Below are 23,491 nucleotides of genomic sequence, written 5' to 3'. Positions count from 1 at the left end.
CCTAGACGCCAGCCAGCTGGGAGGCGTGCTCGGTCCGGCTGGAAGGCTGCTGCCGACCCTGGGCAACCTGGCTCTGTCCCAGGGTGTAGTTCTCGGTCTTTGGAAGGACCTGTCGCCGGAGGTATTCCTGGTTGCTCGCCGTGACGCTGAGCCCGTCTCCGCCGTAGTGCTCGGTGCACAGGATGCCCTGGAAGCCTACCGACAGCGCGAGTTTGAAGGCTTCGCGGTAATTGATGAGGCCGCTCTCCATAGGTGCAGGCATGGTGATGTAGCTGTTGCGAGCCACGTCTTCGTCGCGGATGTAGTTCTTCATGTGCCAGTAGTTCGAGTACGGCAGCGTCTTGGCCACCATCTCGCGCCAGTCCTCGATGGGACGGTGGAGGCGGATCAGGTTACCGATGTCCGGGTTGAGGCCCACGTTGTCCAGCCCAATGTCCTGGACCAGCTGGACCGAGGAATCGGCGGTGCCGAGGTAAGTGTCCTCGTACATTTCGAGGGACAGGAGAATACCGACTTCCGCGGCGTGCTCACCGAGTTCCCGCAAGCGTGCGACGGCGTTGCCCCAGGCTTCCTTGTCCCCCACCGGGTCTTTGTAGCCCTCCACCGTCCAGAACCACAGCTGCTTTTGCTGCTCGGCGGTGATGGCCTGATGGAGTCCGAAGGAGACAACCTCGCAGCCCAATTCGGCTGCGGCGTCGATGGTTCGGTGGCTGTACGCCAGGTTCTCGGCCCAGTCACGGGTGTGAATGATGCTGCGGCGGATGGCCGAGATGACCGGGATGCCAATGCCAACGTGCTCAGCGGTCTGTTTGAACTCGGCGAGGCGTTCCTTGCTGAGGTCACCAGGGCGGACCCAGCTGTCCGTGAGGTCGGCGTTGGCAAAGCCTGCGTCTTTGACTTCCTGCAGTACCTCGGCCCAAGCGGAAGCATCGGCGTCGTTGATGTGCTGTCCCGTGGCGTCTGTGCCGGGGAACTGCAGCAGGGCCGCGGTGATGGGCCAGGTTTCGGCGGTGTAAGCCATAGTTTCACTCCTTCGTGGAATCCTGTTTCCTATAGGATTTACTATCTAAGCAAGGCTGTCAACATATTTATTTGGACTTCCGCAGGCTGGCCCCGACTTTCCCGCGTCATCGAAGATCCTATATGTCATACATATGTTTGTGAAGTGAGTCACGGATCTGGCGCAAGATTGAGTGACGGGGCGACCCTAAACCTCGTGCCTGCCCGGAAGTTCTGTGAACTCATACTTTCCGCCGCGCAGGGCCGAAGCAAAGGCGGCCACCAGACACGCGGCAATGGCAAAGGCGAACGCCACGGCCAACCCTTCGGCGAACGGCCCGGAAATCAGGCTCGGGAAGAAGGAGCGGCCGGTGAGGAAGGCCGCGTCCTTGGCAGGGAGGGCGCCCAGCACCTTGGGCCCGAGCAGGGTCTGCACGGGGTTGTAGCCCAACAGGGAGGAGAACAGCACAGACACCGGGGGCAATTGGGCGACCTTGGCGGCGTCCGCGGCCGCCACTCCGTGCGCCGTCAGGCCTGAAGTCAGTGTCTGCGGCAGCGTCCTGGCCAGCCCGGTGATCATGAGCGAAAAGAAGATACCGATGGAGAGCACCATGGCCGAGTTTTGGAAGGTGGTGCTCATGCCCGCGCCCACGCCGCGGCGGTTGGGCGGCAGCGCGTTCATGATGCCGGCCCGGTTGGGTGCGGCGAACAGCCCCATGCCCAGGCCGTTGACCAACAATGCCAGCGAGAAGGGCAAGTAGGTGAAGTTCACTGGCAGCACCAGCAGCCACAGGAAGCTGGCCGCTGCCACCACCATGCCCAAGGTGGCCAGCAGTCTGGCCCCGTGCCGGTCGGATAGCCAGCCCGAAAGCGGGCCTGCGATCAGGAACCCCGCGGTAAGGGGCAGCATGTAGATCCCGGCCCAGAGCGGCGTGGTTTCAAAGCTGTAACCGTGCTGGGGCAGCCAGATCCCTTGCAGCCAGATGATCAGGAGGAACATCAGGCCGCCCCGGCCGATGCCGGACATCAGGGAGGCTAGGTTTCCGGCGGTGAAGGCACGGATGCGGAACAGTGCCACATGGAACATGGGCTCCTCCACCCGCATCTCCACCCAGCAGAACACCACCAGCACCGCGGCGCCCCCTATCAGCGCGGTAAGCACCCATGGGTTGGTCCAGCCCATGGTGTTGCCGCCATACGGCTGGATGCCATAGGTGATGCCTACCAGCACGGCGACCAGCCCCACCGCGAAGGTTGCGTTGCCCCACCAGTCCAGTTTGGCCGGCTGCCGGATCCCCGTGTCATGCAGGCTCCGGTAAGCCCAGACGGTGCCCGCCAGCCCCACTGGCACGGAGACAAGGAACACCAACCGCCAGTCCAGCGGACCCAGCAGCCCGCCGATGATGAGGCCCAGGAAGGCCCCTGCGATGCTGGCCACCTGGTTCAGGCCCAATGCCAGGCCGCGCTGGTCGACCTCGAAGACGTCGGTGATGATGGCCGTGGAGTTGGCCATCAGCATGGCGCCGCCGACGCCCTGCAGGACGCGCATGATGATCAGCCAAAGGACGCCCGAGGTGCCGGAGAGCCACGTCAGGGACAGCAGCACGGAGATCACGGTGAAGATGGCGAAGCCGGCGTTGTACATTTTCACCCTGCCGTACATGTCGCCCAGCCGGCCAAAGGTAACCACCAGCACCGCCGTGACCACCATGTAGCCCATGACCAGCCACAGCAGCAAGCTGGTGTTGCCGGGAGTCAGCGGGTCGACCTGGATGCCACGGAAAATATCGGGCAGGGCGATCAGCATGATGGAGGAATTGATGGTCGCCATCAGCACACCCAGCGTGGCGTTGATCAGGACTGTCCACTTGTAGTGCGGGCTGGCAATCGCGTGCTCGATGCGGGCCTGGCGATTGCCCCTGACGATCTGGGTCTTCGTTGCCATCACAACCACCCCTTCCCGGCCGGGGCCGCTTCGGGATTGTTACTTCACTAAAAACCTTAAACCCGGAGGCGGCACTGCGAACCTCCCAGGGGCGACTACTTTGCCCTTGGTTTTGTTCCTCCCGAGCCGTCGGGCGCCAGATGGCGGTTAGCTAGTCAGCGGGCGCGTCGGCAATAGCCCGGGCCCGGACCTTGTGCACGTGGTCGGCCATGGCGGCTGCGGCCTGTTCCGGGTCACCGCTCGCCAGCGCCTCGAACACGGCTTGGTGTTCAGCAATAGCCTGTTCGGCGTCGGTGATGCCCACTCCCCCGAACAGCCGGAACCGCTGGACCTGGCCGCCCAGCGCGTTGTAGGCGGCAAGCATGAATTGGTTGCCGGACTGCTCGGCGATCAGCTTATGGAAGCGCTCATCGGCCTCGAGATAGTCCCGGAATTCCACGAACGACGGGCCTCTAGGAGCCGTCTCCAGGTCCTTCACGGCCCCGCGCAGATCCGCCAAGCCCTCGGGAGTGAGCCGGCGGCACGCCAAGCGGGCATTCACTGGCTCAATCGCGAGCCGGGCCTCCATGAGTTCGGCAAAATCCTCGCGCGTGAAAACCGGGGCCACCCTGTAGCCCTTAAGGGCAACTCGTCGGACCATGCCTGTGTGCTCCAGCCTCGCCAGCGCCTCCCGCACAGGAGTCGGGGAAACGTCCAATTCCCGTGCCGTGCCGTCGATGCTGACCGCGGCTCCTGGTTCGAGCCGGCCGTCCATGAGCCACGCAAGAAGTTCCTCGTAGACATGGTCGGCGAGAACCTGGCGGCTGACGGGTCGGCCCGGGGCGCGGTCCCGTGAGGAAGCGAGTTTCATAGACAAATCCTATAGGAATGGTCTCTTTGTGGCGGCTTCGGACGCTCTGGACAAGCACTGGAGCCTCGCGCGAAATCCGGCAGGACGGCAGCCGAGGGGCCTTAAACCGCGACGGCGGCACCTTTCGCAGGTGCCGCCGTCGGGGTTCGGGTGTTCTAGTTGGCGTAGAACGGGTAGTCGGTGTATCCCTTTGCGCCTTCGCCGTAGAACGTGGACGGATCCGGCTCGTTGAGCGGGAGGCCCTCACGCCACCGGCGCGCAAGGTCCGGGTTGGCGATGGCTGGGCGGCCAACCACCACGGCGTCGGCGTGACCGTTGGCCACGAGTGCCAGGGCTTCATCCCGTGTGGTCACTTCGCCGAAGCCGGTGTTCACCAGGAATGTGCCGTTGAAACGCTCGCGCAGGTCCTGCACGAGTTCACCCTTGGGATCGTGGTGGAGGATGCTGAGGTAGGCGAGGTTGAGCGAGGCGATGGTGTCCACCAGGACTTCATAGGTGGCGCGGACATCGGCGGGGTCGGTCTCGGCGATCCCCTGGACCGAGTGCTCCGGGGAAATCCGGATGCCGACCCGGTTGGCGCCCAAGGCTTCAACCACCGCGTTGACGGTCTCGATCACGAAGCGTGCACGGTTTTCCGGCGAGCCGCCGTAGCTGTCAGTGCGGACGTTGGTGTTGGGAGCCAGGAATTCGTGCAGCAGGTAGCCATTCGCCGAGTGGAGTTCAACGCCGTCGAATCCTGCCTCGACGGCGTTCCGGGATGCCGTGACGATTTCCTGGATCACCGAGGGAAGTTCATCAGTGCTTAGTTCGCGGGGCACCGGGTACGGCTTCTTGCCGTTCGGGGTGCGGACGTCGCCGTCGATGGCCACGGCACTGGGTGCCACGATCTCGTGACCGCCGGTGATGTCCGAGTGGGAAACGCGGCCGCCGTGCATGACCTGGGCGAAAATCCGGCCACCCTCGGCATGGACTGCATCCGTCACCTTCTTCCAGCCCGCGATCTGTTCCTCCGTGACGAGGCCGGGCTGCCCCTGGTAGGACTGCCCTGCAGGCGTGGGGTAGGTGCCCTCACTGACGATCAGCCCGAGGGAAGCACGCTGCCGGTAGTGTTCCGCGACCAGCGGGCCGGGAACGCCTTCGACGCCCGAACGGAGGCGGGTCAACGGCGCCATGACCAAGCGGTTGGCAAGTTCAATCTCGCCGAGAGTCAAAGGGGAAAACAACATGGGCAGTGCCTTTCAAACGGGAACAGGTCCAGTGGCGGCAACTGCCGCGCGCCTGCAACTATTCCTGTTGAGACGGGGATCACACGACGACGGCGGTGCCCTGCCTTCCGCAGAAAGGCAGGTGCCGCCGTCGAACGCTGCGGAAACTAGGGGTGCACGATGATCTTCACAGCGGTGTCGTTGTGGTTGATCAGTGTGTCGAAGCCCTTGTCCACCAGGTCTTCCAGCGCGATGCGTCCCGTGATGAACGGCTTGAGGTCCACCTTGCCATCTTGCACGAGTTGGATCGCGGCGGCATGATCTCCGCGGTAGGCGATGGTTCCCCGAAGGTCGATCTCCTTGAGCACGATCTTCTGCATATCCACAGTGGCCGGCCTGCCCCAGATGGACACGTTGACCACCACCCCGGCAGGCCTCACGACATCCAGCATCGTATCCAGCACGGCGTTAACGCCCGCACATTCGAAGGCGGCGTCCGCACCGGCCCCGTCCGTCAGTTCCAGTACCCGCGCTTTGACGTCCTCTTCGCCCGGATCAATAAGATAGTCGGCAACGCCCGAGGACAGCGCTTTGTCCTTCCGGGCGGCGGAGAGTTCCGTGACGATCGTGGTGACGTCGAGTCCCTTCAGGACCGCTGCGGTGAGCAGTCCGATGGGTCCGGCACCCCCGACGACGGCCACCGCACCCGCCGTGAGGTCCGCTCGCGAGACGGCGTGATAGGCCACCGACAAAGGTTCGATGAGTGCGGCTTCGTCCAGCGGGATGTCGCCCACGGGGTGGACCCAGCGTGCGTCCACGACGATCTTCTCGCTGAGCCCGCCGCCTCCTCCTGCGAGGCCGATGAATCCCATCCGGGTGCACAGGTTGTAGTTCCCGGCCTTGCACGGGCCACACTCATCGCACACGAAGTACGGTTCCACCACGACCCCGTCCCCCACCGCGAGGCCAACTACACCGTCGCCCAACTCTTCGACCGTGCCGGAGAACTCGTGCCCCATGGTCACGGGCAAGTCCTCGCCTGCCAGCGGGTGCGGGTGTCCCGCGTGCGGAATGAAGATCGGGCCTTCCAGGAATTCGTGCAGGTCTGTTCCGCAGATACCGCACCAGGCAATCGCGATTTTTACCGCGCCGGCCCGGAGGGTGGGTTCGGGAATGTCTTCCACCCGTAGGTCCTTTTGACCGTGGAATCGTGCAGCTTTCATGGAATACCGCCTTTCAGCGTGTGTGGTGCGATGGCTGGAGCTCGTACACCGGGGTCGGCAGGCCTTCCGCCCGGGCCTTGAGCTGGAGGGCCAGATAGTTGGAGTAGTGCCTGCTTTGGTGCAGGTTTCCGCCGTGGATCCAGAGGTTCTGCACGTTGGTGGGCTTCCACATGTTGCGCAGCTCCCCTTCCCAGGGGCCCGGGTCCTTGGGTGTGTCGGAACCGAATCCCCAGCATTTCCCGACGGCGTCCGCCACCTCGGGCGAGACGAGGTCGGCGAGCCAGCCGTTCATGGAGCCGTAGCCGGTGGCGTAGATGATGACGTCGGCTTCGAGTTCTGTGCCGTTGTCCATCACGACGGCGTTGCCCGTGATCTTGCTGACTTGGCCGTTCGCGAGTTTCACGCGTCCGTCAATGATCAGTTGGGACGCGCCGACGTCGATGTAGTAGCCGGAGCCGCGTCGCAAGTACTTGAGGAAGAGGCCCGAGCCGTCCACTCCAAAGTCGAGATCGAAACCGGCCGCCTCAAGCTGGGAGTAGAACCCGGCGTCGCGCTCTGCCATCTGCTGGTAGACCGGGATCTGGGCCTCTGGCAGGATCCGGTACGGCAAGGAAGCGAAGAGAAGGTCGGCTTTCTCGGTGGTGACACCGTTGGCGAGTGCCTTTTCCGAGTAGAGATCGCCGAGCGCCAGGTCCATCAGGGATTCGCTCCGGGCGATGTGCGTGGACGAGCGCTGGACCATGGTGACGTCGGCGCCGTGTTCCCAGAGGTCCGCGCAGATATCGTGGGCCGAGTTGTTCGAGCCGATCACTACGGCCTTTTTGCCGGTCCAGTCCCCGCCGCCCGGGTGCATGGAGGAATGGTACTGCCGCCCCAGGAAGCTCTCGGCGCCGTCGAACACGGGGACGTTCGGGTAGCCGGAGACGCCCAAGGCGAACACCAGCTGCTTCGGACGCAAGATGACCGGTTCGCCGTCGCGCACTACGCTGACTTCCCACTCGCCGCGCTCCTCGTCCCACCGGGCGTTGGTGCACTCGGTCTTGGACCAGTAGTTCAGCTCCATGATCCGGGTGTAGTGCTCCAGCCAATCGCCGATCTTGTCCTTGGCGGCGAAGACGGGCCAGTCGTCCGGGAACTTCATGTAGGGCAGGTGGTCGTACCAGACGGGGTCGTGCAGGTGCAGCGACTTATAGCGATTGCGCCAAGAGTCGCCCGGGCGCTCGTTCTTCTCGACGATGATGGTGGAGACGCCGAGCCTGCGCAACCGCGCTCCAAGGCCGATCCCACCCTGGCCGCCGCCGATGATGACAGTGTTGGGCTGCTCCTCGTAGCCCAGCTTCGCTTCCTGCTCCTCCTTGAGTTCGAGCCAGGATTTGCGGCCCTTGCTGATGTGGTGGGCCACTCCTTGCTCCCGGTTCGAGCCCTTCTTTTCCTCGAAACCCTTGAGTTCCTGCATGGTGGTGAGCAGTGTCCAGCACTTGCCGTTACGCAGGCGAAGATGCGCGTGGCCACGGGCTTGTGCAGTTTCAAAATCGACCCAGGCCTCGGTGTTGGCTGCATCGCCGGTGGCATCTTCGGCGAGTTTCCAGTTGCTTGGCTGCACGGTCGGGAGCGTGGTGTCCAGCATGCGCATGATCTCGGGCTTGCCCTCGAGGGTCTTCAAGTTCCACGTGAAGGAGACGAAGTCGCGCCAATACGATTCGTCCTCGAACAGTTCCAGTGCAGCCTCGGTGTTGTTGCTGCGCAGCGCCTCATCGAACTGCGCCAGCCAAGCCTCGGCTATGCCGTTTGCGGTCTCAGGCATTTCTCCTCTTTCCATCGCTGACGATGAGCCAATTCCCGGCTCCATGGCAGCTGTCCGGCGAGTGACTCGCATCACAAGTAGACTCCGCGGGGGGTTACAATCGGGTGACACGGGCTCCCTTCCCCTGTTCCTGCGGGTTTTAGGCGGTTCGATTCAGCGATCCAATGGCGAGTTGGGAGTTTGCACATGCGTCACGGCCCGAGCGCGCTGGTCCCTGATCCGGGACTGCGTTTCTCTTCGCCGTTGGAGTACGCAAAGTCGCTCCGCACCGCCCACGAAGCTACATTGTCCGGCGCCCCGCACCCCCTCCTGCCTGCGTCCCTCGTAGAGTCCTGGCAGCGGTCCATCGCACTGGGCATCAACCCCGATAGGCACAGCCCGGCCCACCGCCACGAAGTTGCCGAAGCCCGTTCGCTCGGGGCAGGACACCGCTTGGCCAGCGTGGTTCCGGCGCTTTCGCAGTTGCTTGCCGATGAGTCTGCCGCGGGCCGGCACCTGCTGATCGTCACCGACCACTATGGCGAGGTGCTCTGGAGAATCGGCAGCGGTTCCGCGCTGCGGCAGGCCGATTCCCTCGAATTCGTAGAGGGCGCCGATTGGTCCGAGGCGGGAGTCGGCACCAACGCCATCAGCGAGGCCCTCATCTCCGGGAACGCCGCCCAACTCTTCTCCGCCGAGCACCTCGTCCGGACCCACCACGATTGGGCGTGCACCGCAGCGCCTATCCGCGACCCCTTCACCGGGGAGATTGTCGGGATCCTGGATGTTTCGGGCCCCATCGATTCGGTGACGCCAGACAGCCTGCGGATGGTGCGTTGCGGGGTCCGGCTCGCGGAGGAACTGCTGCGTTCGGAAGGCGCGACGTCGGACTCGAGTCAGCGCGCCGCCGTCGGACATGCCCGTCCCGGTTCTGTTTCGACGCTGTTCTTACGGCTGCTCGGAGACAAGCCGACAGCAGCGCTCGACGGCGGCGGCCCCCTTCCGGTGACGCTGCGCCGTGCGGAAATCCTGGCGTTGCTCGCGTCCCGGACGCAGGGGTGGAGCGCCGACGAGCTCGCGTATAACTTGCACGGCGAAGATGGTGCCGCCACCGCCATCCGGACGGAGATGCATCGGATCCGTACGTTGCTCGGCAATGTGGTGGAGGCGAATCCGTACCGTTTTGCTGCGGGCGTGACAGTGGTGACCGACGCCGGGCTGGTCGCCGAGCATTTGCGGGCCGGACGGGTGCACGATGCCGTGGCTATGTACTCCGGGCGCATCCTGAACCGTTCAGCGACCATGGCCGTAGAGCTGATGCGCGACGAGTTGGATCAGGCTGTCGCCGCGTCGGTTCGGGCAAGCGGCGATGCGGAGCTGATCAGCCGTTGGTGTTCTACGGACATGGGTTCGGACGATTCCGAAGCCGCGATGACCTTGGCGAGGCTCATGGCTCCCGGCGATTCACGGTTCCAGCTGGCGCGGGCACGAATTGACAGGATCGACAGGGAACTTCGGGCGTAGGCGCTCTTGTTACTTGGGCGGAGCTCCCGGGCAGCCCTCGCCCTGCGGATTCACGATGCAGTTGTCGGCGTAGTTGCGCGTGATCGACCTCCAGACGCTCACTTTCTGTGACGGCGACGCAAACTGTCCTGTGCCAGGAATCGGCATGTTCGGACCACCGTTCACGGAGTAGGTGCCGCGGAAGGTGGTGGTCACGGACAACTGAAAGTCACCGGTCTGTTGATACACGTAGCTTGTTCTCGTCTTCTGGCCCCACTGTTCCTCTGGGACCGGCCCGCCAGCAAAGGGGGTCGGCCCGAGACTGTTGCCGTCCCCGTAGGCATAGGTGTACTCCACGGGGGTTGCGACTATGTGGACACGCTGACCGAGGATCGTCACATCGAATTGCTGCTCAAGCGCATCGGCGAAGATGTTGGTTTCGGCGCCCTTGAGCGTGTGCGGGCTTGGCTGCGCGGTCAGGTCCGCCGGTTTGATCGGAAGGTTGCGGAAGTCGCTCTCAATTCTTGCCGCAATTCTCGGCAAGACATCCTCCGGTTTTTGGTCGTAGAGGCAGGACGGACCACTGTTACCCGACTTCCAGTCAGTCCAGGTTGGATTCGGAATCTCCTTAGGCGCGACCTTCCAGATAACCGGAGTTCCGGGTTTCCCACCAGGCTCGCGTGGCGGGCATTGCGCCTGGCCTGGTAGGCACTTCTTGTCCAAGGCATTGTCGTCAACCTGGCATTGAAGATCTGCCTTGTATTGATTGGGGTCGTCGCTGACGTGGTTAGGTGGGGCCGGGATAAACTCGCCCGATTGAGGGTCGCGAATCCACCTGGCCGTGACTTCGATTCCTCTTTTTTGAAATCCTGCGGATACAGGATCATCCTGCGTGGCGGCCGCGTCTTCGACCGGGGCGACCAAGCTGACCGCAAGTACCAAAACCGGCACTGCCCAATATCTCGGTTTCATTCGGCTCTACCGAATCAGTCCGAGGTCTGAGACCTTCCAAGAGCCTGATTCGAAAACTGCAATCATGACTGTTGCAGAGTTAGATGGAGGTGTTGGAGGCTGGCTAATACTTCCATCGGCTTCGAAGTAGTCGATTCGATCCTGGATCGTTTGAATCTCCACCTGCTGGGAAGGTGCCTCCGGTTTGTATAGCGCCCTAATTGATGGTGTCGTCATCTTGCCGCCGACAAGCCATCTTCCTTTGGAGTATCCGGAATCCAGCCCATTTTTGAGACTTACACAGAAGACACATTGAGAAGCGGTCTTCGGCGACCAGTGTTCAGTGTCTCCAGTCTCGTAAGCATACGAAAGGGCCTGGAACCAGTACCTCGCAAACGCCTCCACACCTTCCTTGCTGTTCGCCTTCGCGGCCTCCGGCAGCACCGGGATCGGCACGTTCTCGGCTTTCCCCTCGGCGTCCGCGGGTTTGTAGGCAGCCGTCGGGGTCGGGCTGGGCGTGGCCGTGGCGCTGGCAGAAACAGTGGGTGACCCAGATAGTTCGGCCTGCGGCTGGGCGCTATTGACGCAGGCGGTCAGTGTCGACGCCGCTGCAAGAGTGGCCACGACGAAGAGGCGGGTGCGGGCGAACTTGGAAGTGCGTGGAGTCATGGTTTGCTATCCCCAAATAGTTTTCAAGACTAAACGTTTCCCAAAAGGGTATCCCAATTGCCCGTCTTGGCGGGAAAGTTATCCACAGGCTCCGGTTCACCACCTGCATCGCTTCACCAGCGCGGCGCAGCACAACAAGGACAAACCAAAGGCCTCGACGACGGGACCGCGGCCAGGCCGCCCATCCGTCGTCGAGGCCCATGGGGCCTTTACCTTCGCGCCTACCTTTGAGCCGGCAGGACCAACTCCCCCGATTTGTCCGTCGATAAGGCGAGCGAAGAGATGAACTGCGGCTCGCCGTCGGGACCGTCCTGGGCGGAACGGACCATGTCCGGCCGCTCGAACTCCAGTCCCGTCACGTGGCACAAAAGCTTGGCGTCGCTCGGGTTGCCGTCGGCGTCGAACATGGGCAAATCAATTCCGTCGTCGGAGCGGCGCAGGTAGTACTTCCCACGGGTCAACACGGCCAGCGCGGGCGGCAGCACGAGCGCCAGCCCGACGGCGAAGATCGGCGAGTATGGCTGCACGGCCGAACCGAAAGCACCGAAGAACACCGCAATCGAAACAACGGCCGAAACCAGCATCGAGATAAAGCCGACCGGGTTGACGGCGTAAAGCATGCCTCGGCGGAACTCGGGAACCTTGGGCGAAATCTTGAGTAGGTATTTGTTGATGGCGATATCGGACGCGACGGTGACAACCCATGCCATGGCGCAATTCGCGTAGAAACCAAGGATGGTGTTGAGGAATTCAAACATGTTGGCTTCCATCAGCACTAGCGCAATCACCAAGTTGACCACCACAAACACCAGGCGCCCCGGGTAGCTCTTGGTGATACGCGTGAAGCTGTTGGTCCACGCGAGCGAGCCGGAGTAGGCGTTGGTCACATTGATCTTGATTTGCGAAATGACCACGAGCACCACGGCCAAGGTCATCGCAAGCCATGCCGGCATCATTTCCTGGTAGACGCCAAGGAATTGGTGCACGGGCTCGTTCGCGTGGACGGAGGCCGCCGGATCCAACGTGGCAATCAGGTAGATGGCAATGAACATGCCCACGATCTGTTTGATCGCTCCGAAGATCACCCAGCCCGGACCGGCCAGGATCACGGCACGCCACCAGGCACCGCGGTTTTCGGCGGTCTTGGGCGGCATGAATCGCAAGTAGTCAATCTGTTCCGCGATCTGCGCCATGAGCGACAGGCAGACACCTGCGGCCAGCATCACCGAGGCCAGGTTGCTGCCTTCAGCGCCGGATTTGCCGGTGAACGCGAAGAATTCCCCCATGCTGTCCGGGTGCGAAATCACCAAATACCCCACGGGAACCACCATGAGCAGGAGCCACAACGGAGTGGTCCACACCTGCAATTTAGACAAGGCTTTCATCCCGTAAATCACCAAGGGAATGACAATGAGCGTAGACGCCGCATAGCCGAGCCACTGTGGAATGCCCAGGCCAAGTTCGAGCCCTTGCGCCATGATGGAACCCTCGAGCGCGAAGAAGATGAACGTGAAGGTTGCGAAAATAACGTTGGTGACCACCGACCCGTAATAGCCGAATCCGGATCCCCTGGTGATGAGGTCAAGGTCGATGTTGTATCGGGCGGCATAATAGGCCAAGGGAAATCCGGTGGCGAAAATGACGACGGCCGCCACAACAATTCCTAAAATAGCGTTCACGGTGCCATACGAAATACCGATGTTCGCGCCGATGGAAAAATCAGCCAAATAGGCGATTCCACCGAGCGCACTCGTCGCCACTACGCCGGCACCCCACTTGCGATAGGACCGTGGCGCGAACCTGAGGGTGTAGTCCTCCAGGCTCTCCTTTGCTGCGCTCATCGCATCGGCATTGCCCGCCGTGCGGCTCCCGGCGACTAGCGCCTCGGAAGGTTCGACGACGGCTATCCCCTCCGGGGAGCGGCCCGCCGTCGGGGGTTCAAGCACTTGCGTTGTCTTCGAATCGTCAGTCATCCCCGCAACTTTCCTCGTCTGGACATGTTTCCCCCTCGGGACATGGCCTCGACGCTATCGACCGGAAGGATCCACGGAGTCACCACGGTGTTTCCGCGCTGTTACTTATCCAGCGAGCCGGCCGCCAAGATTGCAGCTTCGGGTTTGTGGACGTCCAACAAAATGACGACCTCACAGGCCCACTACCGTCATGAAGGAACGCGCCATCCCCGCAAGTAACGGCCGAGGAGCACCATGACCACCCAGCCAAACCCACGCAATGCGTCCAAGTATCCGATTTTGGAAACAGCCCGGGAGCAAGTCCTCGCCAGAGGCGAAGGCCTCAGCGAATCCCAGCTGCTCGAGATCCTGGAGCTTCCGGACGAGGCCATCCCCGAAGCCCTGCAGCTTGCCCACGAAGTTCGCCTGGAGCACTGCGGCGAGGACGTGGAAGTAGAGGGAATCATCTCCATCAAGACCGGAGGATGCCCGGAGGACTGCCACTTCTGCAGCCAGTCGGGCCTGTTTGACAGTCCGGTCCGGGGCGTCTGGCTCGACATCCCCGAGCTCGTGAAGGCCGCCAAGGAAACCGCAGCCACTGGGGCCACGGAGTTCTGCATCGTCGCAGCTGTCCGCGGCCCGGACATCAAGCTCATGAACCAGATCAAGTTCGCGATCGACCGCATCAACGCGGAAGTGGACATCAATATCGCCTGTTCCTTGGGCATGCTCACCCAGCGCCAAGTGGACCAGCTCGCCGAGTGGGGCGTCCACCGCTACAACCACAACCTCGAAACCGCGCGCAGCTACTTCCCCGAAGTCGTCACCACGCACAGCTACGAGGAACGCCTGGAAACCTGCAACATGGTCAAGGCGGCCGGTATGGAACTTTGCTGCGGCGCCCTCATCGGTATGGGTGAAACCACCGCCCAGCGAGCCGAACTCGCCAGCCAGCTCGCAGCCCTCGAACCCCACGAAGTCCCGCTGAACTTCCTCAATCCGCGCCCCGGAACGCCCCTCGAAAACCAAGGAATCATGGACGGCAAGGACGCCCTCCGCGCGATCGCGGCGTTCCGCCTCGCCATGCCACGGACAGTGCTTCGTTACGCCGGCGGCCGGGAACTGACCCTGGGCGACCTCGGCACGCGCGAAGGCCTCATGGGCGGCATCAACGCGGTGATCGTCGGCAACTACCTCACCACACTCGGCCGACCCGCCGACGCGGACCTCAACCTCCTCGTCGAGCTGAACATGCCCATCAAGGAACTTCAGAAGTCGCTGTGAACGCCACAGATACAGCCAGCTTTTGCGGGCACTGCGGCGAGCCCGCCGCGCAAGGCGGCCAGGTCGCGGAAGGTGAGCGCCCGACGTCGGACGCTCACCAGGGCTGCCAGCAGCGCCTCGCGATGGAGCCTCCCCGCTATTGCCCCCAATGCCGGCGCCGCATGAAAGTCCAGGTCACGCCGCTCGGCTGGACCGCTGAATGCTCGCGCCACGGACGGGTCACGCCATGAGCGTCATCCAGGGTGACATCATCCAGCGAGATAGGGCAAGCCTCTGGCATCCCTACGCTCCGGCGTCGGGGACGCTGCCGTTATGGGAAGTCGAAGACGCCGACGGCGTGACGCTGCGGCTTCGCGACGAAACCGGCCGACGCCATGAGGTGCTCGATGCCATGTCCTCCTGGTGGGCAGTCATCCACGGCTACCGGAACCCCGTCTTGGACGCCGCGGCGAAGTGCCAACTAGACACATTCAGCCATGTGATGTTCGGCGGCCTCACTCACGAGCCCGCCGTCGAACTGGCGGAACGGCTCGTGGCCATGGCCCCTTCCGCGGCAGATCGGCCACGGTTGGAGCGGGTCTTCCTGGCGGATTCGGGGTCGGTGTCCGTAGAGGTGGCACTCAAGCTGGCGGTGCAGTTCCAGACCGCTTCGGGGTTCCCCAAGAGGCAACGCTTCCTCAGCATCCGCGGCGGTTATCACGGCGACACCTTCGCGGCGATGGGAGTCTGCGACCCCGTGGACGGCATGCATTCGGCGTTCCCCGGGCTGCTGGCTGCCAATGTGTTCGCCGCGAGACCGCCCGCCGCGGGCGCGCCACCCGAGGAGATTGCGGAGTGGCAGGCGCACACCGAAGCCCTCGCCCGAGAACACGCCAGCGAACTGGCCGCAATCATCGTGGAGCCCGTGCTTCAAGGCGCCGGCGGCATGTTCGTTTACGCCGCCGAATGCCTGCGCATCCTCCGCGACATCGCCGATCGACACGGGATCCTCCTGATCCTCGACGAGATCGCCACAGGCTTCGGCCGTACTGGCGAGCTATTCGCCGCGGAACATGCCGACGTGGTCCCGGACATCATGTGCGTGGGCAAAGCCCTCACCGGCGGATACCTCACGCTTGCAGCCATGCTCTGCACGGGCGAGGTGGCGGCGCGCGTTTCGCGCGGACGTGCGGGTGCCTTGCTGCACGGACCCACCTTCATGGGCAATCCGCTCGCGTGTTCCGTGGCCAATGCGAGTTTGGGAATCCTCGACGACGGTGCGTGGCGCGCCGATGTTGCCCGGATCGGCTCGGGCCTCGCGGCTGGCCTCGAACCCGCCAACGCGTTCGACGCCGTCAAGGAGGTCCGCACGATTGGCGCCGTGGGCGTCATCGAGTTGAACACGAAAGTCGATGTCGCCGCAGTGACGAGTGCCGCCGTCGGGCACGGAGTTTGGGTGCGCCCGTTCCGGAATCTCGTTTACGCGATGCCGCCATATGTCAGCTCCGCGGAGGAGGTCCGGCGGATGGCCGAAGGCATGGTGGCGGCCGTGGCCGAGGTGCACGGCCCATGAGCAGGTCCATGACCGCGTGGTTGGAAGAGCAAGCCGCGGTCCGCGAGCGTCGGGGCCTTGTCCGCACGCCCATGACGCGCCTCGGTGCAGACACCGCGGTGGATCTGGCGAGCAACGACTATCTTGGCCTCGCAACGGACCCGAGGGTGGCAGATGCTGCCCGGGAAGCGATCGGCCGTTGGGGAACCAGTGCCACGTCCTCGCGACTGGTTGCCGGTACCACGGCGCTGCACTTGGAGCTCGAATCCGAGCTCGCGGACCTGACCGGCATGGAGTCCGCGTTGGTCTTCTCTTCCGGGTACTTGGCCAATCTGGGCGTCACTACCGCGCTCGGCGGCCCCGGGACCCTCATCGTGGCCGACGAACATTGTCACGCTTCGCTGATTGACGGTTTCCGCTTGAGCCGTTCGAGGGTGGAAACGGTCCCACACAACGATCTCGGCGCGATCGAACACTGTCTGCGGAACCGTGCGGAACCGAGGGCCCTGATCGCGGTGGAGTCCATCTACAGCGTCTTCGGCGACGCCGCCCCGCTCCCCCAGCTGTTGGCAATGGCCGAAGAGCACGACGCGATGCTCCTCGTGGATGAAGCCCACAGCCTCGGTGTTGCGGGCCGCGGCGCGTTTGAGGGACACGGCGCGGTGGCTGGAACGGACCTTTCGGGCCACCCCAACGTGGTGTTGACGGCAACGCTTTCCAAGTCGCTCGGCAGCCAAGGTGGTGCCGTCCTTGGCAGCGCCCTGCTCCGCGAACACCTCGTCAACAGGGCCCGCAGTTTCATCTTCGACACCGGGCTCGCGCCGTCGTCGGCTGGCGCTGCACTTGCCGCAGTCGGAATCATCCGCGCGGAACCGTGGCGCGCGGCGGCTGTCCATCGGAACGCTGCCAGCCTCACGGCGGGACTGGCGCCCGCGCTACACGCCCCAACACTACAGCGGCGGGGTGCCGCCGTCGGGCCCGTTGGCGAGCCCCTTCAGTCCGCTGGCGCCGTGCAATCCATCCCGATGCCCTCTGCCGCTGCCGCGCTTGCCGCGAGCCAGGCGGCACACCGGGCGGGTGTCCGCGTCGGCTGCTTCCGCCCGCCATCGGTTCCCGACGGCGTCTCGCGTCTCCGGCTGACGGCCCGCGCCACCCTGACGCCCCACGACATCGACTACGCGTGCGCAACGTTGCGCCGCATCCTGGAGGAAACCACATGAAACTGCCACACATAGTGCTGGTCACCGGAACGGACACCGGCGTCGGCAAGACTGTCACGACGGCGGCGCTTGCGTCCGCACTGCAGGCGGACGGCCGCTCGGTGGCGGTGTACAAGCCATGCCAGAGCGGCGCCGTGGCGGGCGACTCCGACTGCGCCGAAATCACCCGTTTGGCCGGACCGCTCACGGCCGAGGCCGGCGTCGTCCTTCAAGAACCCCTCGCCCCAGTTCCCGCAGCCGCGCTGGACGGAGTCACATTGCCGCCGCTCGCGGCACATGCCGGGCGCGTCCGCGAACTCGCCAGCACCCATGACCATGTCCTCGTGGAGGGTTCCGGCGGTCTGCTCGTGGAGCTAGACCCCGACGGCGGCACGCTGGCAGATCTGGGCAGTCACCTTGGACCGGACGCCACCTTTGTGGTGGTCGCCCGTCCCGCTTTGGGAACCCTGAACCACATGGCCCTGACGCTTGAGGCCCTGGAACGCAGGGATCTGGCCATCCATGGCGTGGTTCTGGGAACGTGGCCGGACAGCCCGGGTGTGCTGGAACACGGCAACCGGGCGACCCTCGGCGCGTTGCGGCCCCTCCTTGGGGTGCTCCCCGAGCGCGCCGCGGACCTCCCACCGGTGACGTTCAGGGCGGCGAGTGTGCACTGGTTGAGCGGTTTGCACTGCTTGGACGGTTTGAACTGCGTGGACGGGGCCCGGTCATGAACGCCGCTTCTTCCAGCACTCAGACGTGCCCGTATTTGGTGCTGCGGGAGCCCGCCGCAGTGCGGGAGGTCCTGCACCGGCCGGAAGACTTCAGCCCGGCGAACGCCCTCATCGCGGTGACTCCGTTGTCCGGACCGTCCTTGCGCGTCCTGCAGCGTGCCCGCTTCGCACTGCCGCCCGTGCTGGCTAGCAACCACAGCGATTCCCATGCAGGCATCCGCAAGGTGGTGGCCGGGTTCTTTACACCCGCAACGGTGGGTGCTTTCGAGCCACGTATTCGCGGGATCGCGCGTTCTGCCGCGGCCGCCGCGGCAGAACTGCTGGAAACGGACGGGCAGGTGGATCTGGTGCAGGCCGTAGCCGCCTATCCGCCGGCGATCGTGATGTTGGAGCTTCTGGGTCTCCCCGTGCGCGATCTTCCGGAGCTGAAAGCCTGGAGCTTGGACTCCCTGGAACTCTTCTGGGGCTGGCCGGATCCCGAGCGGCAACTGGAACTGGCTCACAGCGCGGCCGAGTTCTACGGCTGGCTGCGGGAACTCGTCCTCGAGGCCGTGGCCTCGCCTGGGCGGAATCTCTTCAGTTCCTTGGCGGAGCACGGTCTCAGCACTCCCGAGATCTGTTCCCTCGGCTACTTCCTGCTTATCGCTGGGCAGGAAACCACCACCCAGCTCATCAGCACGGCACTTTTCCGGCTCGCCGAGGGGTCAGCAGGCTTTGCCTGGAAGGACGCAATCTCCGGCACCACTGCCCGGGACCTCATCCGGCACGTTTTGGCCACGGAATCTTCCGTTCCTACGTGGCGCCGGGTTGCCGCAGAGGACACAGTGCTCGACGGCGAGCACATCCCGGCCGGCGCCGAAATCCTCTTGGAACTGACGGGGAACCACGAGTCGTCGGAACAGGGCCCTACGGCCTACGGGCTGGCCTTCGGCTCAGGCATTCACCGCTGCCTTGGTGCGAAGCTCGCGGAACTGGAGGCCGCCGTCGTCGTGCAGGAAACTGCGGCAGCGCTGCAAGGCGTTCGCTTGGCAGAGCCGAACCCCGAGTGGCTCCGTTTGCTGTCCTTCCAAGCACCGCGGACGGTCAGCGTCGAGATTTGAGGAAGTCGGTGGCTTCGTTCACAGCGGGAGCATCGGGGTGGATGCTGCGGGTTTCCGATCGCTGATTTCGGGTGCGAACCCAATCGCCGGGGTGCACTTTCGGCAAGATTTTGGCGATGGCCAACGCGCCATACATCAAAGTATTAATCGCAACGAAGGTCGCCAAAACGGCAAACCAATCGGAATGCAGAATTCCCTCGGGAAACAAAATCCCGGTGGGAAGGGAGGCGGAAATAGCCATGATTACTGTGCCTTCGAGGATTCGCCGGTCTGTGAATGGTTGAGGTGTTTCCATTTGGCTTGCCGGCCAAGGGAGATGTCGATGATTCCCTTGACATAAACCACGTTGAGGAACATATCGAAAAACAACTCCGGAAAGAGCGTGACAGCCAAGAGGCGTGCCCGCCAGCCGCCCTTCCACGCCGTGACAACCCGCTCAATCGAGAAGACGATCCCAATTCCCAGCCAGAACGGGAACCAGACCCAGTTATCCAGCGACAAAACCATCAAGAGGATCAGCAGGAGGTAGGCGCTGAGGGCAATCACTCCATAGCCAATGCCGAACTGCTGCGCCCAGTATCGAAGCGTCTGGGGCGTGGCTCCGTATGCCCCAAGGTTTTCCAGGGCACCCCGCTGCCAACGGAGTCGCTGTGCCCACAACGTGCGGAAATTCGGCATCAATTCGGTGACCACGGTGCACTGCATGGGGGAAATCATGAGGCCGCCGAGGGATTTCAAGGCAATCGTGAGCTCATTGTCCTCGGTCAACGATGCGGTGTCATAAACGTCTCCCTGAATTCCGGGGATCGATTCACCGCGGCTCTGGGCAACGGTGCGCAATGCACGGGGACGGAAGAGCGAGGCCGTACCGGTCAGCACAAAAACGCGACCACGCCGTCGTCCGATTTCACGGGAATACCGAATATATTCGTTGCGCTGGAACTGGCCGACAATTCCGTGTCCCTCTTCCCCATAAAAGAGACCCCCAACGGCCATCAAGGCCCGGTCGTTGCTCAGTCGCGCAACCGCGACCTCCAGGAATCCATCGTCAAGGCTGGTGTCGGCGTCCATCACCATGACGACGTCGTTATCCCCTTGGCCAGGGAGCAGCCACTTCAGCGCTTGGTTGAGTGCGCCGGCCTTCTTCTTCGTGTTGTTCACCGATTCGAAGACTTCAACCCCGGCCTCGCGGGCAAGGGTGACAGTTGCATCCGTGCAGTTGTCGGCAACCACAATCACGCGTTCCGGGCGGTGCGATTGGGACAAAAGAGAAGCAATGGTGGCCGGTAACGAAGCTTCTTCGTTGTGTGCAGGAATCAAGACGGTCACCGTGACCGGGCCCGCGTACACACCGCGGGTTTCCGCCATGACGATCTTTGGCGCCAGCGGTGTCCGGGGATTGGCGGAGCGACGTGATCTGTTGGCAATGCGCCGCTCCAGCAAAGCCACGCCAGCGGAAAGCAGAAGTGCAAAGGCGATGGCCGTCAGAATCACGCGGGGTTGCGGCGCCACCGAATCGTAGAGGATCCTCCAAACGCCAAGGACAATGCCCTCAGCCCGCGACTCGACCGCTGAATTCCCAGTCGAGGCAATAGCGAACCACAGCAGGGCCGCCGCACCGCCGACCGTTACGGCGATCACAATGCCAACCAAACGCTGAAATATCCCTCGACCCACCGGCGAATGCTATCAGTCGTTCGCCGCGTGAGAAATTCATATTTCTGCCGGAGCCAGCCGATAGCCCACGCCGCGCACTGTTTGCAGCCAGCGCGGGTTCTGCGCGTCGTCGCCGAGCTTTCGGCGAAGATTGCCAAGGTGGACCTCCACGGACCGTTCGTCGGCGTCGCTCGTGTGGATCCCGACGTCGTAAGGTTCGTTCCGGAGCCGGCGCACAAGGTCCGCCTTGCTCAAGACCGTGCGGCCTGCCTCAAGCAAGGAGTACAGGAGGTCGAACTCCGTGGGGGTCAGCCGCACATCCTGGCCGTCGATGGAAACGGTCCGCGTCGCGTAACTGAATACCAGCCCGTTGTGCCGGAAAGTCCGCTGGGAAAGCGGTGCCCCTCCTCGATGGATTGCCGCTGCTCCTGAGCGCGGGCGTCGCATCATGGCGGCCACCCTGGCGCGAAGCTCGCGGGGCCGGAAAGGCTTAGTCAAATAGTCGTCAGCTCCGGATTCCAAGCCCAGGAGGATATCCAGCTCGTCTGCCTTGGCCGTCAACATGACGATGTATGCATCGGAAAAGTTCCGGACCTGGCGTGCTACCTCGAAGCCATCAATATCCGGCAAGCCCAAGTCCAGGGTAATGACATGTGGCCGCAAATCACGCGCTGCCCGGATACCGGCCGCCCCGCTCGTCGCCATGTGAACCTCGAAGCCAGCCTGGCTGAGGACAACGCGGACCAACTCCCGGATATCGTGATCGTCTTCTATGACAAGCCCAACCCGTAACTCAGTCATTGCAGCCTCCCAAGCCCGCTACGAATGGAAGTATATAGGGCTGCCGGTATCCTTTCTGGCATGCGACATGAGCTTGAACAAATGCGAATTTCGGCCTGATGAAACGTCCGTTTGAATGGGATGCCAAAAGCGGCCGGGTGATGTTCTTTCAGCACGCCTTCCATGAGTACTCACTCAAGGATCGCGTTGCACTCAGCCAATTGCCGCTGACCGTGACAGTGTGCCTCACTGCGGTCCTGGTTGCCCTCTACTTCCCTGCAACCCTCGGCAATCCGCTCTTCGTCATTTTCCTGGCTACCCAAGCTGCTGCCTGGGTCCTCTGCTACGCAGTTCCGTGGGACAGGCTCCCCTTTCCGACATTCCTGGCCATCCCGCTCCTGGACACGGTGTCCATCGGGCTGGGCCGTGAAGGGGGACAAGACAGCCCCATCGGAATCAGCCTCCTGACCGTCTTTCCCGTCATTTGGCTCTGTGCCTCGGGGTTGTATCGACGTTCTGCCATGGTTGTTTCCTTCCTGGCGCCGCTCGCCATGATTTGGACGCCGCAATTCATCCATGGAACGAACACGCCGCAGGATCTGCTGCGCGGATTGCTGCTGCCCATCATGATGCTCGGCATCGGTGTTTCCATCAGCGTGATGACCCTGAGCATGGTCATGCAGCAAAAGCGCCTCGAGGACAGGGACGCCGCGCTGCTCCTGGCCCTGGCGGACAGCCAGCAAAAGGAACGCTTGCTCAATACAGTTCTTGAAACCGTCCACCTTGGCGTCGTGGCTATTGATACCGACGGCCGCGAAATGATGGCGAACCGCAAACAACGGGAAAACCAGGTGCTTGCGGCTTCCGGAGACACCGATCGTCACGGCGAACCGCGGTTTTTGGTTTTCGACGCGGACCGGGTGACCCCGACGGCGGCGGATCGCCGGCCAATGCGCCGTGCTGCGTTGAGGCAGGAGTTCACGGATTACCTCGTCTGGGTCGGGACGGGCAGGGAGCAACGCGCCTTCACCAGCAGCGCCCGGTCCATGAAGGACTGCGACGGCAACTACTTGGGTTCAGTGATCGTTTTCGGCGATGTCACGGCCTTGGTGAACGCGCTCGCCGCGAAAGACGACTTCGTCTCGAACGTTTCCCATGAGTTTCGCACCCCGCTGACGTCCATCACAGGGTACGTGGATCTTGTGCTGGAGGAGGCTGAAAACCTCCCGACCTGGGTGGTGCACCAACTTGAGGTTGTGCAACGAAACGCGGACCGGCTCCTCTCCCTGGTCTCCGACTTGTTGGCGGTCCGTTCTGGGCACATGATCGTCCAGCCACACGCGGTGGACGTATCCGATCTGGTCAAGTCGAGCGTTACCTCGGCCGCGCCGAAAGCGAACGACGGCGGGGTGCGGCTTTACGTCGACGCCCCGGAACGCCTGGAGGCGCATGTGGATGCCAACCGGATTTCCCAGGTGCTGGACAACCTGATCTCCAACGCCATCAAATACTCCCCCGACGGCGGCGACGTCCGCGTCACGCTGTTGCAGGAGGAAAACGCGGTGGTGTGCCACGTCAAGGACACCGGTACGGGCATGGACAAGCAGGACCAAGCCGATGCCTTCACCCGGTACTTCAGGGCCGGGAGCGTACGCAATACGGCGATTCACGGCGTCGGTCTGGGGCTTTCCATTTGCAAGGCAATCGTCGACGCCCACGGCGGGACCATCGGCCTTGAGAGCGTCCCGGGCGAAGGAACAACCTTCACGTTCCGCGTCCCAGCCTGACCCTCGCTCACATATAGACCCTTTCCGGCCAACCCTCGCTCACATATAGACCCATTCCGGCCAACCCTCGCTCACATATAGACCCATTCCGGCCAACCCTCGCTCACATATAGACCCATTCCAGCCAACCCTCCTCGCTCACATATAGGCCCATTCCAGCCAACCCTCGCTCACATATAGACCCATTCCAGCCAACCCTCGCTCACAAGACGTGAGCGAGCGTTGGTGAAAAAGGCGCCAGACGTGAGCGAGCGTCGGGCCAACCCTGTGTGTCAGGCTCTTGTGTGACAGGTTTTTCTGTTGGCCGGAGTCCGGCGTGTGGGGTGGGGAAGGTCCATGA

At 63.1% G+C, this 23,491-nt stretch carries 20 protein-coding genes; 8 read left to right on the top strand and 12 right to left on the bottom strand.

Features of this window, described 5'->3' with window-relative positions; genetic code table 11:
• Position 1 precedes the first annotated feature (1 nt).
• The 6 genes from NFJ07_RS22715 to NFJ07_RS22690 form a co-directional block, all read right to left on the bottom strand.
• Complete coding sequence (locus NFJ07_RS22715; protein WP_269998034.1) at positions 2 to 1,021, bottom strand: sugar phosphate isomerase/epimerase family protein; 1,020 nt, start codon at positions 1,019 to 1,021, stop codon at positions 2 to 4.
• 186 nt (positions 1,022 to 1,207) lie between these two features.
• The gene (locus tag NFJ07_RS22710; RefSeq protein WP_269998033.1) at positions 1,208 to 2,944 is read right to left on the bottom strand and encodes an MFS transporter; all 1,737 of its coding nucleotides are present in this window, start codon (positions 2,942 to 2,944) and stop codon (positions 1,208 to 1,210) included.
• A gap of 151 nt (positions 2,945 to 3,095) precedes the next feature.
• A complete protein-coding gene (locus NFJ07_RS22705; RefSeq protein WP_269998030.1) occupies positions 3,096 to 3,794 on the bottom strand; it encodes a GntR family transcriptional regulator in 699 nt (232 codons plus the stop codon).
• 155 nt (positions 3,795 to 3,949) lie between these two features.
• The gene (locus NFJ07_RS22700; protein ID WP_269998028.1) at positions 3,950 to 5,020 is read right to left on the bottom strand and encodes an alkene reductase; all 1,071 of its coding nucleotides are present in this window, start codon (positions 5,018 to 5,020) and stop codon (positions 3,950 to 3,952) included.
• A gap of 146 nt (positions 5,021 to 5,166) precedes the next feature.
• Positions 5,167 to 6,222: a 2,3-butanediol dehydrogenase gene (locus tag NFJ07_RS22695; RefSeq protein WP_269998026.1), complete on the bottom strand. Its 1,056-nt coding sequence runs from the start codon at positions 6,220 to 6,222 to the stop codon at positions 5,167 to 5,169.
• 13 nt (positions 6,223 to 6,235) lie between these two features.
• The gene (locus NFJ07_RS22690) at positions 6,236 to 8,026 is read right to left on the bottom strand and encodes a flavin-containing monooxygenase (protein ID WP_269998024.1); all 1,791 of its coding nucleotides are present in this window, start codon (positions 8,024 to 8,026) and stop codon (positions 6,236 to 6,238) included.
• Positions 8,027 to 8,212: 186 nt separating this feature from the next.
• Here NFJ07_RS22690 and NFJ07_RS22685 point away from each other — a divergent pair, with 186 nt between their 5' ends.
• Entirely contained in the window at positions 8,213 to 9,529 is a 1,317-nt protein-coding gene (locus NFJ07_RS22685) for a GAF domain-containing protein (protein ID WP_269998021.1), read from the top strand.
• Between the two features lie 9 nt (positions 9,530 to 9,538).
• On the opposite strand, the gene NFJ07_RS22680 is transcribed toward NFJ07_RS22685, so the two are convergent.
• The 3 genes from NFJ07_RS22680 to NFJ07_RS22670 form a co-directional block, all read right to left on the bottom strand.
• A complete protein-coding gene (locus NFJ07_RS22680) occupies positions 9,539 to 10,459 on the bottom strand; it encodes a hypothetical protein (protein WP_269998019.1) in 921 nt (306 codons plus the stop codon).
• Positions 10,460 to 10,486: 27 nt separating this feature from the next.
• Entirely contained in the window at positions 10,487 to 11,128 is a 642-nt protein-coding gene (locus NFJ07_RS22675; protein WP_269998017.1) for a DUF6318 family protein, read from the bottom strand.
• A gap of 221 nt (positions 11,129 to 11,349) precedes the next feature.
• Positions 11,350 to 13,101 carry a purine-cytosine permease family protein gene (locus NFJ07_RS22670; RefSeq protein WP_269998016.1) on the bottom strand — a complete coding sequence of 584 codons (1,752 nt, stop codon included), beginning with the start codon at positions 13,099 to 13,101 and terminating at the stop codon, positions 11,350 to 11,352.
• Between the two features lie 234 nt (positions 13,102 to 13,335).
• On the opposite strand from NFJ07_RS22670, the gene bioB reads away from it, so the two are divergent.
• From bioB to NFJ07_RS22645, 6 genes are read left to right on the top strand one after another with little or no spacing between them, the layout of a single operon-like run.
• On the top strand, positions 13,336 to 14,364 hold the full coding sequence (gene bioB / locus NFJ07_RS22665) for a biotin synthase BioB (RefSeq protein ID WP_269998014.1): 1,029 nt from the start codon (positions 13,336 to 13,338) through the stop codon (positions 14,362 to 14,364).
• On the top strand, positions 14,361 to 14,594 hold the full coding sequence (gene bsaP / locus NFJ07_RS26090) for a biotin synthase auxiliary protein BsaP (RefSeq protein ID WP_442865385.1): 234 nt from the start codon (positions 14,361 to 14,363) through the stop codon (positions 14,592 to 14,594). Before bioB ends, bsaP begins: the two co-directional genes overlap by 4 nt.
• The gene (locus NFJ07_RS22660) at positions 14,591 to 15,916 is read left to right on the top strand and encodes an adenosylmethionine--8-amino-7-oxononanoate transaminase (RefSeq protein WP_269998012.1); all 1,326 of its coding nucleotides are present in this window, start codon (positions 14,591 to 14,593) and stop codon (positions 15,914 to 15,916) included. The genes bsaP and NFJ07_RS22660 overlap by 4 nt, the downstream gene beginning before the upstream one ends.
• Before the next feature lie 8 nt (positions 15,917 to 15,924).
• The gene (locus NFJ07_RS22655) at positions 15,925 to 17,115 is read left to right on the top strand and encodes an 8-amino-7-oxononanoate synthase (protein ID WP_442865387.1); all 1,191 of its coding nucleotides are present in this window, start codon (positions 15,925 to 15,927) and stop codon (positions 17,113 to 17,115) included.
• A complete protein-coding gene (bioD, locus tag NFJ07_RS22650; protein WP_269998008.1) occupies positions 17,112 to 17,828 on the top strand; it encodes a dethiobiotin synthase in 717 nt (238 codons plus the stop codon). The genes NFJ07_RS22655 and bioD overlap by 4 nt, the downstream gene beginning before the upstream one ends.
• Positions 17,825 to 18,928: a cytochrome P450 gene (locus NFJ07_RS22645; RefSeq protein ID WP_269998006.1), complete on the top strand. Its 1,104-nt coding sequence runs from the start codon at positions 17,825 to 17,827 to the stop codon at positions 18,926 to 18,928. Before bioD ends, NFJ07_RS22645 begins: the two co-directional genes overlap by 4 nt.
• On the opposite strand, the gene NFJ07_RS22640 is transcribed toward NFJ07_RS22645, so the two are convergent.
• The 3 genes from NFJ07_RS22640 to NFJ07_RS22630 form a co-directional block, all read right to left on the bottom strand.
• Positions 18,912 to 19,169 carry a hypothetical protein gene (locus NFJ07_RS22640; RefSeq protein WP_269998004.1) on the bottom strand — a complete coding sequence of 86 codons (258 nt, stop codon included), beginning with the start codon at positions 19,167 to 19,169 and terminating at the stop codon, positions 18,912 to 18,914. The genes NFJ07_RS22645 and NFJ07_RS22640 overlap by 17 nt on opposite strands.
• A 2-nt stretch (positions 19,170 to 19,171) precedes the next feature.
• Positions 19,172 to 20,569, bottom strand: coding sequence for a glycosyltransferase family 2 protein (locus tag NFJ07_RS22635; RefSeq protein ID WP_269998002.1), 1,398 nt, complete (start codon positions 20,567 to 20,569; stop codon positions 19,172 to 19,174).
• Between the two features lie 72 nt (positions 20,570 to 20,641).
• Entirely contained in the window at positions 20,642 to 21,385 is a 744-nt protein-coding gene (locus NFJ07_RS22630) for a response regulator transcription factor (RefSeq protein ID WP_269998000.1), read from the bottom strand.
• A gap of 98 nt (positions 21,386 to 21,483) precedes the next feature.
• Between NFJ07_RS22630 and NFJ07_RS22625 the strand changes: the two genes are divergently transcribed.
• Positions 21,484 to 23,151 carry a sensor histidine kinase gene (locus NFJ07_RS22625; RefSeq protein WP_269997998.1) on the top strand — a complete coding sequence of 556 codons (1,668 nt, stop codon included), beginning with the start codon at positions 21,484 to 21,486 and terminating at the stop codon, positions 23,149 to 23,151.
• Positions 23,152 to 23,491 lie beyond the last annotated feature (340 nt).

Origin of the sequence: Arthrobacter sp. B2a2-09 (genome assembly GCF_027587375.1) — a bacterium.
Lineage (GTDB): Bacteria > Actinomycetota > Actinomycetes > Actinomycetales > Micrococcaceae > Arthrobacter.
Note: the sequence above shows the minus strand (reverse complement) of the source record. Positions and strands in the feature narration are given on the sequence as shown.